Annotated in this window: 8 protein-coding genes; all 8 read left to right on the forward strand. The window is 72.1% G+C overall.

Annotated features, from left to right (window positions below; genetic code table 11):
* Genes FGW37_RS30630 through FGW37_RS30665 form a run of 8 tightly spaced genes read left to right on the forward strand, consistent with a single transcriptional unit; the run spans nt 1 to nt 16,156 of the window.
* Nucleotides 1-5,514 (forward strand): type I polyketide synthase, encoded by a 5,514-nt coding sequence (locus FGW37_RS30630; protein WP_179084036.1) that lies wholly within the window; start codon nt 1-3, stop codon nt 5,512-5,514.
* 20 nt (nt 5,515-5,534) lie between these two features.
* The gene (locus tag FGW37_RS30635; RefSeq protein WP_179084037.1) at nt 5,535-10,211 is read left to right on the forward strand and encodes a non-ribosomal peptide synthetase; all 4,677 of its coding nucleotides are present in this window, start codon (nt 5,535-5,537) and stop codon (nt 10,209-10,211) included.
* A gap of 7 nt (nt 10,212-10,218) precedes the next feature.
* Nucleotides 10,219-11,052 carry a thioesterase II family protein gene (locus FGW37_RS30640; protein ID WP_179084038.1) on the forward strand — a complete coding sequence of 278 codons (834 nt, stop codon included), beginning with the start codon at nt 10,219-10,221 and terminating at the stop codon, nt 11,050-11,052.
* Entirely contained in the window at nt 11,049-12,197 is a 1,149-nt protein-coding gene (locus FGW37_RS30645; RefSeq protein ID WP_179084039.1) for an acyl-CoA dehydrogenase family protein, read from the forward strand. Before FGW37_RS30640 ends, FGW37_RS30645 begins: the two co-directional genes overlap by 4 nt.
* A gap of 10 nt (nt 12,198-12,207) precedes the next feature.
* Entirely contained in the window at nt 12,208-13,413 is a 1,206-nt protein-coding gene (locus FGW37_RS30650; RefSeq protein WP_179084040.1) for an acyl-CoA dehydrogenase family protein, read from the forward strand.
* Nucleotides 13,410-15,140, forward strand: a complete 1,731-nt coding sequence (locus FGW37_RS30655; RefSeq protein WP_281394909.1) for a fatty acyl-AMP ligase — start codon at nt 13,410-13,412, stop codon at nt 15,138-15,140. The genes FGW37_RS30650 and FGW37_RS30655 overlap by 4 nt, the downstream gene beginning before the upstream one ends.
* Nucleotides 15,141-15,162: 22 nt before the next feature.
* Nucleotides 15,163-15,393 (forward strand): acyl carrier protein, encoded by a 231-nt coding sequence (locus FGW37_RS30660; protein ID WP_179084042.1) that lies wholly within the window; start codon nt 15,163-15,165, stop codon nt 15,391-15,393.
* Between the two features lie 55 nt (nt 15,394-15,448).
* Nucleotides 15,449-16,156 (forward strand): Clp protease N-terminal domain-containing protein, encoded by a 708-nt coding sequence (locus FGW37_RS30665; protein WP_179084043.1) that lies wholly within the window; start codon nt 15,449-15,451, stop codon nt 16,154-16,156.
* Nucleotides 16,157-16,255 lie beyond the last annotated feature (99 nt).

Consider the following 16,255-nt stretch of genomic DNA (forward strand, 5'->3'; position numbering starts at 1 on the left):
ATGGAGCCCATCGCGATCATCGGCATGGGGTGCCGGTTTCCCCGTGCCGGCAACCCTGACGAGTTCTGGCAGCTTCTGCTCGACGGGGTGGATGCGATCAGCGAAGTGCCGCCCGATCGCTGGAACGCCGGCGAACTCTACGACCCCGACCCCGCCGCCCCGGGAAAGATGATCACGCGCTGGGGCGGCTTTCTGGACGGGGTCGACCGCTTCGACCGCGAGTTCTTCGGCATCTCACCGCGCGAGGCGAGCGCCGTCGACCCGCAGCAGCGGCTGCTGCTGGAGGTCGCCTGGGAGGCTCTCGAAGACGCCGGCCAGGTGTCCACGGCGCTCGCCGGCACCGACACCGGCGTCTTCATCGGCATCAGCAGCTACGACTACGCCCTGCTGCAGGCGCCCCGGCTGGACGGCATCGACGCGTACTGGGGAACGGGCGTCGCCCTCAGCGTGGCGGCCAACCGCATCTCGTACGTGCTCGACCTGCGCGGCCCGAGCCTCGCCGTCGACACGGCCTGCTCGTCCTCCCTGGTGGCCCTGCACACCGCGTGCCAGAGTCTGTGGAGCGGGCAGTCGCAGCTCGCGCTCGCCGGCGGCGTGAACCTGATCCTGTCGCCGGCCTTCGCGATCAACTTCACCAAGGCCGGCGTCATGGCCCCGGACGGCCGCTGCAAGACGTTCGACGCCTCCGCCGACGGCTACGTCCGCGGCGAGGGCGCGGGCATCGTGGTGCTCAAGCCGCTGGAGCGCGCGCTGGCCGACCACGACGCGATCCGGGCGGTGATCCGCGGCGGCGCGGTCGGGCAGGACGGGCGCACCAACGGGCTGATGGCGCCGAACGGCCGGTCCCAGGAGGACCTGCTGCGCGCCGCGCACCGGCACAGCGGCGTCGCGCCGAGCGACATCGACTACGTCGAGGCGCACGGCACGGGGACGCTCCTCGGCGACATGATGGAGGCCCGGGCCCTGGGGAGCGTCGTGGGCGACCGCCCGCCGGAGCGCCCGTGCGTCATCGGATCGGTGAAGTCGAACATCGGCCACCTGGAGGCCGCCGCCGGGATCGCGGGCGTGATCAAGACGGTCCTGATGGTCGAGCACCGTCAGATCCCCGCCAGCCTGCACGTCGAGAACCCCAATCCGCAGATCGACTTCGCGGCACTGCGGCTGCGGGTCGCGCGTGGCCGCGAGCCGTGGCCGGAGCGCGAGGGGCCGGTCCGGGCGGGTGTCAGTTCGTTCGGCTTCGGCGGGACCGGCGCCCACATCGTGCTCGAGGAGGCGCCGCCCGTCCGTTCCCACGGCGGCAGCGGCCATCCGCACACGGACGGCACCGTACTGCTCCCCCTCTCGGCCCGGAGCCCCGAATCGCTGCGGCGGACAGCGGAACGGCACCTGGACGTGCTCACGGGCGAGGACGATGCCCGTCCCGCCTTCGCCGACATGGCCCATACCGCCAGTACCCGCCGCTCGCACCACCGCCACCGCCTGGCGGTCGTCGCCGGCTCCCGCGCCGGTGCCGCGGAGCAGCTCCGGGCCTTCCTCGCCGGCGACCCCGGCCCCGGCACGGTCTCGGGCGACGCGGCCCGGCGCCGCGGCCGCCGGCTGGCCTTCGTCTGCTCGGGACAGGGACCGGTCTGGTGGCCGCTCGACCCGGCGCTGCGCGAGGAGCCGGCGCTGCTCGCCACGCTGGAGGAGTGCGACCGCCTGGTGCGGGACGAGGCCGGCTGGTCGCTGATCGGGCAGCTCTGGGCCGGTCAGGAGGCGTCCCGCCTCGACGAGCCCGACTTCTGCCAGCCGGCGTTGTTCGCCGTCCAGGTCGCGCTGGCGAACGTGTGGCGATCGCGCGGCATCGTGCCGGACGCCGTGGTCGGCCACAGCATGGGCGAGGTCGCGGCGGCGCACCTGTCGGGCGCGCTCAGCCTGAAGGACGCCGTGGCCGTGATCTGCCGGCGCGGCCGGGTGATCCGCACCGTCTCGGGCCGGGGACGGATGGCCGTCGTCGAACTCCCCGCTGACGCCGTCCGCGACGAGCTGCGCGGCCTGGAAAGCCGCGTATCGGTGGCGGCGGTCAACGCCCCGACGTCGACGGTGATTTCCGGCGACGCGGACGTCGTCGAGGAGGTCACGGCCGGACTGCAGGAGCGAGGGGTCTTCTGCCGGATCCTGCAGTCGGTCGACTTCGCGTCGCACAGCCCGCAGATGGAACCCCTCATGGACGACCTCGCCGGCGCGCTGTCCGGCCTGAAGCCGATGTCGCCGCGGCTGCCGATGTATTCGACGGTGACGGGCGGTACCGGCGACGGCCGCGCCCTCGACGGCGGGTACTGGGCCGAGAACATCCGGACCCCCGTGCTCTTCGCCGCGGCGGTCGACGGACTCCTCGACGACGGCCACGACGTGTTCGTCGAGCTGTCGCCGCACCCCGGGCTGCTCCCCGCGATCGCGCAGAGCGCCCGGGCCCGGGGCCGGGAGACCACGCTCCTGCCGTCGCTGCGCCGCGACGCATCGCCGCGTGACGTCATGCTGGCGTCGCTCGGCGCGCTGTACGCCACCGGTTTCGAGCCGGACTGGACCGCGTTGCACCCCGAGCCCCGGCGCCCGGTGCGGCTGCCGGGCTACCCCTGGCAGCGCGAGCGCAGCTGGCTGCCCTCGACGGGTGCGCTGCCGCACCTCCCCGGCTCGGCCGGCGGCCATCCCCTGCTCGGGCACCACCTGCAGCTCGCCGGCGCGGCGGGGAGCCATCTCTGGGAGAGCGCCGTGAACGTGGCGGCGCAGCCCGTCCTCGACGACCACCGGGTCCAGGGCGTCGCCGTGCTTCCCGGCGCCGCCTGGCTGGAGATGGCGCGGGCGGCAGCGGCACAGGTGTCCGGCGCGAGTTCCGGTGTGCTCACGGGGGTCGAGTTCCCGCGCATGCTCGCGCTGGACGACGCCGGCACGGCCACGGTCCAGCTGCGGGTGTCCGCCGCGGAGGGTGGTGCGAGCGTCCGCGCGTATGCCCGTCCAGCGGACGACAGCGGCCGCCAGCCGGAGTGGACGCTGCACATGACCGGCACCATCGTGCCCGAGGCGCCGGCCGCGGCGGATCTTCCGGTACTGGACCTGGATGCCGTCCGCAAGCGCTGCCCGGACCCGGTCGCGCCGGCCGGCTTCTACGAGTCCCTGGGACTGCGGGGGCTCGGCTACGGCCCGGCGTTCCGGGCGGTCGACCAGCTGTGGCGGGGTGACCGGGAGATGCTCGCCTCTGTTGCCGCGCCGGCCGGGGTGGCGTCCGAGACCGGCGCCTACGGCATCCATCCGGTGTTCCTCGATGCCGCCCTTCAGGCCCTGGCCGCCGCCTTACCCGGCGATGACGGGGTCGACGAGCGGCGCCTCTTCGTCCCGCTCGCGATCGACCGGATGATCGCGCGGCCGGCGGGGGTGGGCAAGCAGGACCGCCTCTGGGCCCATGCCCGCATCCGCTCGGGGAACAAAGCCGCTCCGGGAGGCGAAGCCGTCTCGGGCGGCGAAGCCACTCCGGGCCGCGAAGGCCTTCCGGCCGGCGTGGTCGGGGACGTCGTGCTGGCCGACGACGAAGGAACGAGCGTCGCCGTCCTGGAGGGCGTCCACCTCAGGCAGCTCGACGGTGACGCGTGGCTGCCCGCGTCGACGACGCTCGACCGCGCGCTCTACGAAGTGCGCTGGCAACGCCAGGAGCGTGGCGTCCCCCGGCGACCGGACCGGTCCGGCGGCGGCTGGCTGTTCTTCGCCGACGGAGGCGGTGTGGGGGCGGCGGTGGCGGCGCGTCTCACCGAGGACGGCGAGCGGGCCGTCCTGGTGACGGCCGGAGACGGCTATGACGACTCGGATCCCGACCGGCTCGTGATCCGCCCCGGGCACGGCGACGAGGTGCGCCGAGCGGTGGACGCGGCGCGGGAAAGGCTGGGTTCGCTGAAAGGGGTGGCGCACCTCTGGAGCCTCGATGCCGCGACCGGGAACGGTGAGGACCCCGCCGGTCTCCGGCCGGCCGCGCTCCGCGCCGCACAACAGCGGGGCGTCGTCCACGTGCTGCACCTGATCCACGCGCTCGCAGCAGCCGCACCGGCGGATGCGACAACGCGTCTTTGGCTCATGACCAGCGGCGTCCACGCCGTCGACGGCTCGCCGTCCCCGGTGTCGGTCGCTCACGCGCCCGTCTGGGGGCTCGGCAGGGTGGCCGCGGTCGAGCACCCCGAGCTGCGGCCCACGCTGGTGGACCTCGATCCTTCCCAGGGCCCGGCGGCCGCGCGGTGGATCGCCGACGAGCTGCGGGCCGACGACGCGGAGACGCAGGTGGCCGTCCGGGGCGGAGTGCGTCATACGGCGCGGCTGGGCCGCCGGGCATCGCCGCGCACCGCGCCCGCCGATGCCGTACGCCAGGACGCGACGTACGTCATCACCGGCGGCCTCGGCGCACTGGGACTGCTCGTGGGCCGATGGCTCGCCGACCAGGGCGCGCGCCATCTCGTACTCATCGGCCGCAGGGATGCCGATGACACCGCAGGCCAGGAACTGCGGGCGCTGCGCGGTGCGGGCGCCGAGGTCCGCGTGGTGCGTGCCGACGTCAGCGATGAGCCGGCCCTCGCACGGGTCCTCGCCGACGCGGCGGCGTCCATGCCGCCCGTCCGGGGCGTCGTGCACGCGGCCGGTGTCCTCGACGACGCCACCCTCGGCACCCTCGACCCGGCGCGTCTGCTGGCCGTCCTCGAACCCAAGGTCGCCGGGGCGTGGAACCTGCACCGCCTGACGGCCGGCCTGCCGCTGGACTTCTTCGTGATGTTCTCCTCGCTCGCCGGGGTCCTCGGGTCGCCGGGGCAGGGGAACTACGCGGCGGCCAACACCTTCCTCGACGCGCTGGCCTCGCTGCGGGCCTCGCAGGGCCGGCCGGCGCTGAGCATCGCCTGGGGACCGTGGGAGGACACGGGGCTGTCGGTGCGGCCCGAGGGCGTCGGCCGGTTCGTCGAGCGCGCCGGAGTCAAGGGCATCGCGCCGGCCGGTGGCACCCGCTGGCTGCCGCTGCTGTTCGGCATCGAGGCGGCGCAGGTCGCCGTGGCACTGGTCGACTGGCAGCGCTGGGCGGCGGCAACGGCGGAATCCCGGCTGACGTCCGAGCTCGTGGCCGGCGCCGGGCCGGCGCCGGCGGCCGACGGAGCGCGCACCCTCACCGCCGGTGATCTGCTCGCCGCCGATCCGGCGGAGCGTCAGGAGCTGTTCGAGTCGTACCTGCACCGCGCGATCGCGCGAGCCCTCGACATGAAGCCGGAGCAGCTCGACGCCGACATGCCGCTCACCGACGTCGGCCTGGATTCCCTGGTCGCGGTCGGCATGAAGAACCAGGTCGAGGTGGAGCTCGGCATATCGATGCCGCTGGCCGCCGCGCTCGAAGGCGCCAGCGTGCGGCAGCTTGCCGCGCGGATGCTCGCCGGCACCACGGCCGGCGCCGCGCCACCACCACGGGAAGACGGCGCGGAAGCCGGGTCCTGGGAAGAGTTCGAGATTCTCTGACGTCACCTGGAGGCAGGGCAATGGGAACCGTGCAGGAGTTGCTTGCGGACCTCTCACGACGGGGTGTGAGCCTCTGGGCCGACGGGGACGAACTGCGCGTTCGCGCCCCCAAGAACGTCCTCACGGAGAAGCTGCGGACGGCGCTGCGGGAACACAAGGACGAGATCCTCGCGACGCTCCGCGAGCGCGCGTCGGGGTGGACCATCCCGAAGGTCGTCCCGGCGCCCGGGAAGCTGCACGAGCCGTTCCCGCTCACGGACATGCAGCAGGCGATCTGGGCCGGGGGACGCGACGCGTTCGAGATCGGCAACCTCGCGGGCAACGGCTACATCGAGGTCGACACGGTCGCGCTCGACATGGACCGGTTCGTGGCCGCCTGGCGGCACCTGATCCGGCGGCATGCCATGCTGCGCGCCGTCGTGCTTCCGGACGGGCGGAACCGGATCCTGCCGGAAGTGCCGGAGTACGAGGTCGAGGTGCTCGACCTGCGCGGCCGGCCGGCCGACGAGGTGACGGCACGGCTGGAGGAGTTCCGCCTGGAGATGCCGCGGGAGATGTTCGCCCGGGACACCTGGCCGCTGTTCCGGATGCGCGCGACGCTGCTGGACGGCGACCGCACGCGCCTCCACCTCGGCTCCAGCCTCCTCATCGCAGACTCGCTGAGCCTGATGCAGATCTGGCGGGAGCTCTCGCTGCTCAACAGCGGCGAGGAGCTGCCGCCGGTCGAGCTGACGACCCGGGACTACGTCGTCGCCAAGACGGCTCTGAAGGGCACGCCCGTCCACGAGCGGGCGCTCGACTACTGGCGGCGGCGGCTGCCGACGCTTCCCCCGCCGCCCGAACTGCCGATCCAGGTCGCGCGCGCCGACGGACCCATGGTGTCGAAGGCGCTGACCGCGCGGATACTCGAGCCCGGTTCCTGGGTGCGGTTCAAGTCACGGGTGCAGGAGTCCGGCCTGATGCCGGGCGCCGCGCTGCTGACCGCCTTCTGCGACGTCGCCGCACTCTGGAGCAAGACCGAGGAGTTCAGCATCAACGCGCCGTTCTGGGACCGGTTGCCGGTGCACGAGGACGTCGGCGGGATCGTCGGCAGCTTCGCCCTGCCGAACCACCTCCGCGTGACGGCGTCCGCCGGGGCGACGTTCCTCGAACGCGCCCGGCGCCTGCAGCGGCAGCTCATCGAGGACCTGGAGCACTGCCGCTACGTCAGCGGGGTCCAGGTGATGCGCGAGCTGGCGAAGGCGTACGGCGGGACTCCGCGCCGCAACACGTACGTCGTGTTCAACAGCGTCGAGATGAGCAGCGTCGACATTTCGGGGCTCGGCGAGCTCGGCTACACCGTCAGCCAGACCCCGCAGGTGTACCTGGAGGTGCGCAGCGCCGTCCGCAAGGGCGGGCTCGAGTTCACCTGGGACGTCCTGGACTCGGTGTTCCCGCCCGGGCTCGCCGAGGACATGCTGGACGCCTTCGTGCGGCACGTGCGCCGGCTCGCCGAGGTGCCGGGCAGCTGGGAGGAGCGCGACCGCCGGCACATCGTGCCCGAGGCCCACCGGGTGCGGGAGTCCGAGGCGAACTCCACGGCCGCGCCGGTCCCCGAGGGGCTCCTGCACGACCCGTTCGTGGCACGCGCGGCGGAGCGACCGGACCGGCCGGCGGTCGTGTCGACGACCGGAACGATCACCTACGGGGAGCTCGACCGGCACGCCACCCGTCTCGGGCGCTGGTTGCGCGACCGGGGTGCCCGGCCCAACGCGCTGGTGGGCGTGGTGATGGACAAGGGCTGGGCGCAGGTGCCGGCCGTGCTCGGCGTGCTCAAATCGGGGGCGGCGTACCTGCCGCTCGACGCGTCGCTGCCGCGCGAGCGGCTGCACAGCATCCTCAAGGCCGCCGGGGTCGGGATCGTGCTCACGCAGGAGGGCGTCGACAAGCGCGTCGAATGGCCCGCGAACACCCGGCGGCTGCGCGTCGACACCCAGCTCCTCGAAGACGTCTCCGAAGAACCGCTCGATCCGGTCCAGCGCGAGGACGACCTGGCGTACGTGATCTACACCTCCGGGTCGACGGGCGTGCCGAAGGGCGTGATGATCTCGCACCGGAGCGCGCTCAACACGATCGCCGACGTCAACCGGCGGTTCGGGATCGGCCCCGAGGACGGCGTGTTCGGCCTGTCCTCGCTGAGCTTCGACCTCTCGGTCTACGACGTGTTCGGGACGCTCGCGGCCGGCGGGCGGCTCGTGCTGCCCGACGACTCCGGGCTGCGGGACCCCGCCCACTGGATCGACATGATGCGGCAGGGGCGCGTCACAGTGTGGAACTCCGTGCCCGGTTTCATGGGCCTGCTGGTCCAGTACGCCGAGGGCGTCCGGATGGACGTCCCCGCGTCGCTCCGGGTGGCCCTGCTCAGCGGCGACTGGATTCCCGTCACCCTTCCCGACCGTCTGCGGCGGCTGGTGCCCGGCGTGCGGGTGATCAGCCTGGGCGGCGCGACCGAGGCCTCGATCTGGTCGATCATGCACGAGATCCACGAGGTGGACCCGGCCCGGACGAGCATCCCGTACGGCAAGCCGCTGGCCAACCAGCAGATCCACGTCCTCGACCGCGAACTCGACACGCGGCCGCTCTGGGTGCCGGGCGGTCTGTACATCGGCGGCACGGGTGTGGCCGACGGCTACTGGCAGGACGAGGAGACGACGAGCGAGGCGTTCATCACCCATCCGCGGACCGGCGAGCGCCTGTACCGGACCGGTGACATCGGCCGCCGTCTTCCCGACGGCAGCATCGACATACTGGGCAGGGAGGACTTCCAAGTGAAGATCGGCGGCTACCGGATCGAACTCGGCGAGATCGAGAGCACCATCCGAGAGCACCGGGCGGTGCGCGAGGCGGTCGTCCTGGCCGTGGACGACGGGGGCGGCGGCAAGCGGCTCGTGGCGTACGTGGTCGCGGCCGGCGAGGAGCCGCCCGGGACGGGCGAGCTGCGGACGTTCGTCCGCGACAAGCTGCCCGAGTACATGGTTCCCAAGACGGTGATCGTGCGCGACAAGCTGCCGCTCACGGCCAACGGCAAGATCGACCGTGACGCCCTGGCGGGCCCCGGCATCCCCGAACCCGACGCCGCCCGCGGACCGGTCGCGCCGCGCACGCCGCTGGAGGAACAGCTGGCCCAGCACTGGTGCGACGTGCTGGGGCTGAAAGAAGTGGGCGTCCACGACAGCTTCTTCGAGCTCAGCGAGGACTCCCTGCAGGCCGTGAACCTCGTGTCGAAGATCTCCGACACGGTCGGCAAGCAGCTCGGCGTGCGCTTCCTGTTCGCCCACCCCACCATCGCCGAGCTCTCGGCGGCGCTCGGCGGCGGGGACAGCGGCGGCGAAGGCCCGGCGGCGGACGGGAAAGCGAGCGGTGCGACGGGAAGTGGTGAGGTGAAACCGGGCAGCGTCCGCACCGAGCGGCGCGATCTGCTGACGCTGTACTCGGCCGGCCGGATCCCGCGGGTGGACGGTGTGGGCGTGCTGGCCACGCCGGCGGGCCTGTTCGAGCGGGCGGGCATCGACCCCGGTGACGTCGCGGGCCGGCTCATGGCCCTGGACCTTCCCCATCTGTGCGGCATCATCGAGACCAACCTGGGACGCATCGCCACGATCATGGTTCCGCGCCTCGACACGGCGGAACTGTACCTGCACCGGGACAGGCTGGTCGAGACGATCGTCAGCGGGGTCGAGATGGGGGCCCGCCTCGGGGCGCGGAACATCTCCCTCAGCGGGCTGCTGGTCTCCGCCACGGACTACGGCCGCGGCGTCGCGGCCGCCGTCAAGGACCGCACAGATCTCCCTCCGGTCACCAGCGGCCACGACACCACGTCCGCGTCGGTGCTGCTGAACGTGGAGAACATGCTGCAGATGACCGGGCGCCGCATGGAGAACGAGGTGCTGGGCATCCTCGGGGTCGGTTCCGTGGGCAGGGCGTCCATGCACCTGCTGCTGACGCACCTGCCGCACCCGCGCAAGCTCATCCTGTGCGACCCCTACGCCGCGACGAGCGACAGCCCCAGGGGCCCCGCGGCGGGGCTCACCGGCCGGCTCAGGAAGGCCGCCGACGAGGTGCGCAACGTGATCGGCTACACCGGTGAGATCCAGATCATCGGGGGGACGTCCAGCCTGCCGGAGGAGTTCTACGAGGCGACGGTGATCAGCGCGGACACCAACGCGCCGGACATCGTGGACGTGGCCCGGCTCAGGCCCGGCACGATGCTGGTCGACGACTCGATTCCGCCGTGCTACGACCGGGACGTCGCGCTGGCCAGGATCGAGGAGAAGGGCGACCTGCTGTTCGGCCAGGGCGACGTGATCGAGTGCGCCACGCCGATGCAGAAGGTGTTCGGCTGGCCGCCGCTGATGTACGAGTTGGCCGGCGAAGAGGGCGTCGACTGGTTCGCGGCGAACACCCCGGACGCCTTCAGCACGACGCAGATCACCAGCTCCGTGCTGTCCAACGTGCTCGTCGCGCAGGAGGGCATAGGGCCGGTGACGGGGCCGTCCCAGCCGGACGTGGCCTACCGGCACGTCGAGGTCCTGCGCAAGAACGGCTACGTGGGCGGGCCCCCGCAGTGTGACGGCGTGATGATTCCCGAGGAGTCGATCACCCGCTTCGTGGAGCGGTTCGGCGCGGGCGGCGCGCGGACCGCCGGGCCGGCGTCCTAGCCGTCCGATGCAGGAGCCACAGGAGCGGGATCAGGCTCGCAATCCGGGCCGGCGGGCCCGGGTCGCGAGCCGGACCGACCGCCGGAAATGGATCCAGTGCTCGCGTCCGAACCCGGACGCGAGCCTGCGACTCGTCTGCCTGCCCTACTCCGGCGGCCGGGCGTCGGTCTTCAGAGGGCTGGCGGCGGAACTCCCCGGCGATGTCGAGGTGTGCGCCGTCGAGTTGCCGGGCCACGGCCGCCGGCTCGCCGAGGCGCCGATGACCCGCCTCGGGCCGCTCGTCGGACAGGTCACGGACGTCATCACCGACTGGATCCGCCGGCCGTTCGTGCTGCTCGGGTACAGCGTCGGGGCGCTGATCGGCTTCGAGACCGCGCACGAGCTCGCCCGGCGGGGCCTGCCCGGGCCGGAGGCCCTGTTCGTCGCCGCGGCCAGGGCCCCGCACCTGCGGTCGGCCCGTCCCCCGCTGCACCAGCTGTCCCGGGCCGGGCTGATCGAAGGGCTCCACCGCCTGGCCGGCCGGCACAACGACCTGCTCGACAACGAGGAACTCGTCGACGTGATGCTGCCCGTGGTGCGCGCGGACCTCGGCCTCGACGAGACCTACGACCACAAGCCGGGGCGCCCGCTCGGCTGCCCGGTCGCGGCGTTCGGCGGCAGCGAGGACTGGACCGTGCCGCGCCCCGCCCTGGAGGCCTGGCGCGAGCACACCACGGGCGGCTTCTCGGCCACCACCCTGCCGGGCGGCCACTTCTTCCTCGACTCGTCACCAGGCCTGTTCGCCGAGGCCCTGACCGCCCGGATCAAGCGCCTCGGCGACGGCCGGAAAGAGGGCTCGTGAGGACGAACACGGGACCGGCGACGGCGCCGGACGACCATCTGGCTTCCCTGCGCGCAGGCTTGGAAGCGGACGTCAGACCGCTCGGCGACCGCTACACGGACGATCACCTGCCGCTCGACAGGCTGCCGGAGATCGTGAAGACGCTGCGCGGGCACGGCTATCCGATGGCGGACGGCGCGCCGGACGAAGTGGCCGGCGCCCTGGCGAGCGAGGAGCTGGCCCGGGTGTTCCCCTCGCTGGAGGGCTGCCTGATGGTCTCGTACGCCTGCGCCCGTTACATCGCGGCGGCGGGCCCGCCGGGCCTGCGGGAACGGGCGGTACCGGGCCTGCTGGACGGCCGGAAGGTCGGCTGCCTGGCGTCCACCGAGCCGGACCACGGGTCGAACAACGCGGCGATGGAGACCCGGGCGGTTCCGCGCGGCGACGAGTACGTCGTCAACGGGTGCAAGCGCTGGATCTCGAACGGTGACATATCGGACTACGCGATCGTCCTGTGCCGGGTCGTCGCGGAGAACGGGCAGGAGGAGATCAGACCGGTCATCGTCGAGCGCGAACGGTCCCCCTACCGGACCAGAGATCTGCCCAAGCTCGGGCTCACGGCGTTCGTGACGTCCGAGATGGTCTTCGAGGACTGCCGCGTCCCGCGGGAGAACTGCCTGGGTCCGGCGGGCTCGTTCAAGAACATGCAGCTCGTCTTCAGGACGCTGCAGTGGGCGCGCTGCCGGATGGCGGTCGTCTCCCTCGGCATCGCCCGGGCGGCTCTGGAGGCATCGGTGGCCTACGCCAGGAGGCGGCGTCAGTTCGGCCGCCTCATCGGGGAGTTCCAGCTCATTCAGGACAAGATCTACACCATGGCCGCCGAGATCGACGCCTCGCGCCTGCTCATCCACCGCGCCCTGACCTCGATCCAGGAGGACCGGCGCTCGGACCGCGAGGCCTCGATGGCCAAGGCGTACGCGACCGAGATGGCGGTGCGGGTGACGTCGGACGCGATCCAGGTGCACGGCGCCAACGGCCTGTCACCGGACTACCCGCTCGAACGCTACTTCCGGGACGCCCGGGCACTGACGATCGCAGAGGGAACGACCGAAATACACAAGCTGGTGGTGGCCCGGTCCGTCCTGGGCCTGTCCGCATTCCAATGAGGGGCATGTCATGGAAGCTTCGTCCGGCAGGATCCGGCGCGCCGGGCTCCTGGAAGAAGAGGAAGCGCTGCTGGATACCGTCCGCAGGTGGGCGGACGAGAAGCTCCGGCCACGGGTGGCGCAGATGGACCGCGACGCCCTCATGCCGCGCGACCTGGTGGACGAGCTGTTCGCCCTCGGGCTGATGGGCATCCAGATCCCGGACCGCCACGACGGCGGAGGCGGTTCGGTCTTCATGAGCGCCCTGGCCATCGCCGAGCTCGCCAGGGTCGATCCAGCGGTGGCGGTCTGTGTCGACGTGCAGAACGTCCTGGTCAACACCGCGCTCATCCGCTGGGGCAGTCCCGCGCAGCAGGAGCGGTACCTGCCGCGGCTGGCGCGCGACCTCGTCGGTGCCTACGCGCTCACGGAACCCGAGTCCGGCAGCGACGCGTTCGCCCTGCGGGCACGGGCGCGCCGCGACGGCGACGACTACGTGCTGGACGGGCGGAAGATCTGGATCACCAACGCGCGGGAAGCCGGCGTCTTCGTCGTGTTCGCCAACGCCTCGCCCGAGCACGGCGTGTACGGCATTTCGGCCTTCCTGGTGCCGCGGGACGCGCCCGGGCTGGCCGTCGGACCGAACGAGGAGAAGCTCGGGATCCGGGCCAGTTCCACCTGCGAGGTCCGGTTCGACGGCGTGCGCGTCCCGCGGGACCACATGCTGGGCGAGGAAGGGGACGGTTATGACATCGCCATCGACACGCTGAACATCGGCCGCATCGGCATCGGTGCACAGATGACGGGGCTGGCCACCGGCGCCCTCGATGCGGCCGTCGAGTACGCCCGGCAGCGCCGGCAGTTCGGTCGGCCCATCGCCGCCTTCCAGGGCGTGCAGCTCCCGCTCGCGCAGGTGGCGACGGAGATCGAGGCGGCGCGGCTGCTGGTGTACGACGCGGCGCGCCTCGCCGACAGCGGTGCCCGCGTCCCCGAGCTCCTCTCGCGTTGCGCAATGGCGAAGTACTTCGCCTCGCAGATGGCCGAGCGGGCGGCGTCGCAGGCGGTCCAGACCTTCGGGGGCAACGGGTTCAGCACCGCGTATCCCGTCGAGAAGTTCTACCGGGACGCGATGATCGGCCAGATCTACGAGGGAACGTCGAACATCCTGCTGCGCACCATCGCCGGCCGCATGCTCGACACCGGGCGCTCCCGCACCACTGGAGGCGGCCGGAAGTGAGTGCCCTCCCGGAAACCACCTGGACCGCACAGGCCGGCGGGATTCCCGCGGCCGTCCGGTGTCGCGCCGAAGCCCGACCCGGCCGGACGGCGATGACGTTCATGGACTACTCCACCGAGCCGCAAGGACGGGCCCGGCACCTGACCTACGGGGAACTGGCCGCGCGGGTCCACGCCGTGGGCACGCGACTCCGGCGGATCGCCAGCCCCGGGGACCGGGCCGCGATCCTCTGTCCGACCGGCGTGGACTTCATCGTCGGGTTCGTCGCCTGCCTCTACTCCGGAGTGATCGCCGTACCGCTGTCCGCGCCGGCCTCCTACCGCCACAACGACCGGATAGCGCTCGCGATGGACGACTGCGGTTGCGAGGTGGCGATCACACCGCGGTCGGCCCGCGAAACGGTGGCCAAGATTCCACTGGCCGCACCGGTACGGATCATCTGCCCCGACGAAGCCGGGCCCGACCCGGCCACGCCGTGGGCTCCAGTGGATTCCCTGCCCGGGGCGACGGCCTATCTCCAGTACACCTCCGGTTCGACGAGGCACCCCGCGGGCGTCCGCGTGACTCACCGGAACATGGCCGCGGCAGCGAGCCAGCTCGTCGCCCGGCTGCGCTTCGACGAGCACTCCACGATGGTGAGCTGGAGTCCGTTCTTCCACGACATGGGCCTCGTGTTCGCCGTGATCCTGCCGCTGACACGCGGGTTCCCGGTCGTCCAGATGACGCCCCTCGCGTTCGTGAGGGAGCCGCGGCGCTGGCTGCGGCTGCTGAGCGACCACGCGGCGACGCACGTGCTGTGCCCCAACTTCGGATTCGACACGTGCGTGGACCGGGTCCCCGCGGAGGAGCGCGCCGGACTGGACCTGTCCCGGCTGGTCTACGCCGGCAACGGTGCCGAGCCCGTGCGGGCGCGGTCGCTGGCCCGCTTCACCGAGGCCTTCGCACCGTACGGTTTCCGGCCTTCCGCCCACACCCCCGTCTACGGCCTGGCGGAAGCGACGCTCATCGTGACCGCCGTCCCCGTGGACCGGGAGCCGCTCGTCTGCACCTTCGATCGCGCCGAGCTGAACGCCGGCCGGGTCCGGCGGATCGACGACGGGGACCCGCGAGGGCTCACCATGGTGGGCTGCGGGGCCCCCATGGACCAGGACGTCCGGATCGTGGACCCGGTGACCGGGCAGCAGGCGGGACCGGCGGAGGTCGGGGAGATCTGGGTGCGCGGCGAGAACGTCTGCGCGGGCTACTGGGCGCAGGACGAGCGCGCGGACGAGGTCTTCGACGTGGTTCTCGGCGGAGAGGGAGGCTGGCTGCGCACCGGAGATCTGGGCTTCTTCCACTGTCGGTCGCTGTTCATCGCGGGCCGGCGGAAGGACCTCATCATCATCGACGGACGCAACCACCATCCGGCCGACATCGAGCTGACCGTCGAGGAAGAGGTTCCGGCGGTGCGGCCCGGCAACGTCGTCGCGTTCTCGGTCGACACCGGCGAGGAGGAGCAGGTCGTGATCGCCGCCGAGACACGGCCGGACGCGAACGCGGATTTCGGCGAACTGCGGGTCATGGTGCGCCGCGCCGTCGCGGCGCACCATGACCTCTCCGTCCACGACGTCGTGTTCCTGCGGCGCGGCACCCTGCCGAAGACGTCGAGCGGCAAGCTGCAGCGCCGTGCCTGCCGCGACCGGTACCAGCGCGGCGCGTTGATCGTCGCCGGTGGCGGTTCCGTGTAACGGGGCCGGGAGGGAAACCAAGGTGAACGAGGATCTCAAGCGCATTCTGACCGTCGACCTCCAGCTGGACGACGCGGCCCTGCGTCCCGGAACCAGCCTGGAGGACGCGGGCATCGACTCGCTCTCGGTGGTGGAGCTGTCCGTCTACCTGTCCGAGCAGCTCGGCCTGGAGATCAGCGAGGAGGAGCTCCAGAGCGCCGCCAGTGTCGACGAGCTCGACCGGATGGTCGAGCAACGGCGCAGGAAGGGCTGAACGCCTTGTCATCCTGAGGTTGACAAGCGCCCGCTTGTCAACCTAGGGTTGCCTCATGGACGAACCAGTGACACTCGGCGATCTGGTCCATCGCGTGACCAGGCTTCACCCGGACGGCGACGCGCTCGTCCACCTCTCCGACGCGATCGTCATGTCCGAGCTGATCGGCGACGTCGCCGATCAGCTGGTCGGATACTTCGTGGACGCCGCGCGCAAGGAAGGCCTCACCTGGGCCGACATCGGCAGCACCATGGGGGTGACCAGGCAGGCCGCCCAGAAGCGATTCGTACACAAGCCCACGACCGCGGGCATGCTGGCCGTGGGCACGCTCGACCCGGCGACCTACGAGCGGTTCACCCCCCGCGCACGGGCGGTCATCACCGCGAGCCAGGAGGAAGCGCGCGCCGCCGGGCACGACTACCTCGGCACGGAGCACCTCGTCCTCGGCCTGCTGAGCCAGCCGGCAGGGCTGGCGGCGAAGTACCTGCTCGAGAAGACGACGCCGGAGCAGTTGCGCACGGCGATGGGCGAGGTACTCGGCCCGCGCAGGGACAACGTGCCCGAGCAGATCCCCTACACCCCGCGGGGCAAGCGGTCCGTCGAACTCAGCCTGCTGGAAGCGCAACGACTCGGCCACGAGCACGTCGGCACGGAACACCTCCTGCTCGGAGTGCTCGCCGAGCAGCACGGAGTCGGTGCGAAGGTCCTCCTCGGCCTGGGCGTCGAACGGCGCGGCGTGGAGGAATGGCTGGCCACCCAGTGACATCCGAGCCGGGAGTGCCCGCAACGTAGGTCGTGACAAACCGTACTGCACGAGCCATCAGGGCAACACCCCGGGAAATCCTGGGTGTTGCCGTCGGAT

The organism is Streptomyces rectiverticillatus (assembly GCF_013394065.1).
In the GTDB taxonomy this organism is placed as follows: domain Bacteria; phylum Actinomycetota; class Actinomycetes; order Streptomycetales; family Streptomycetaceae; genus Streptomyces; species Streptomyces rectiverticillatus.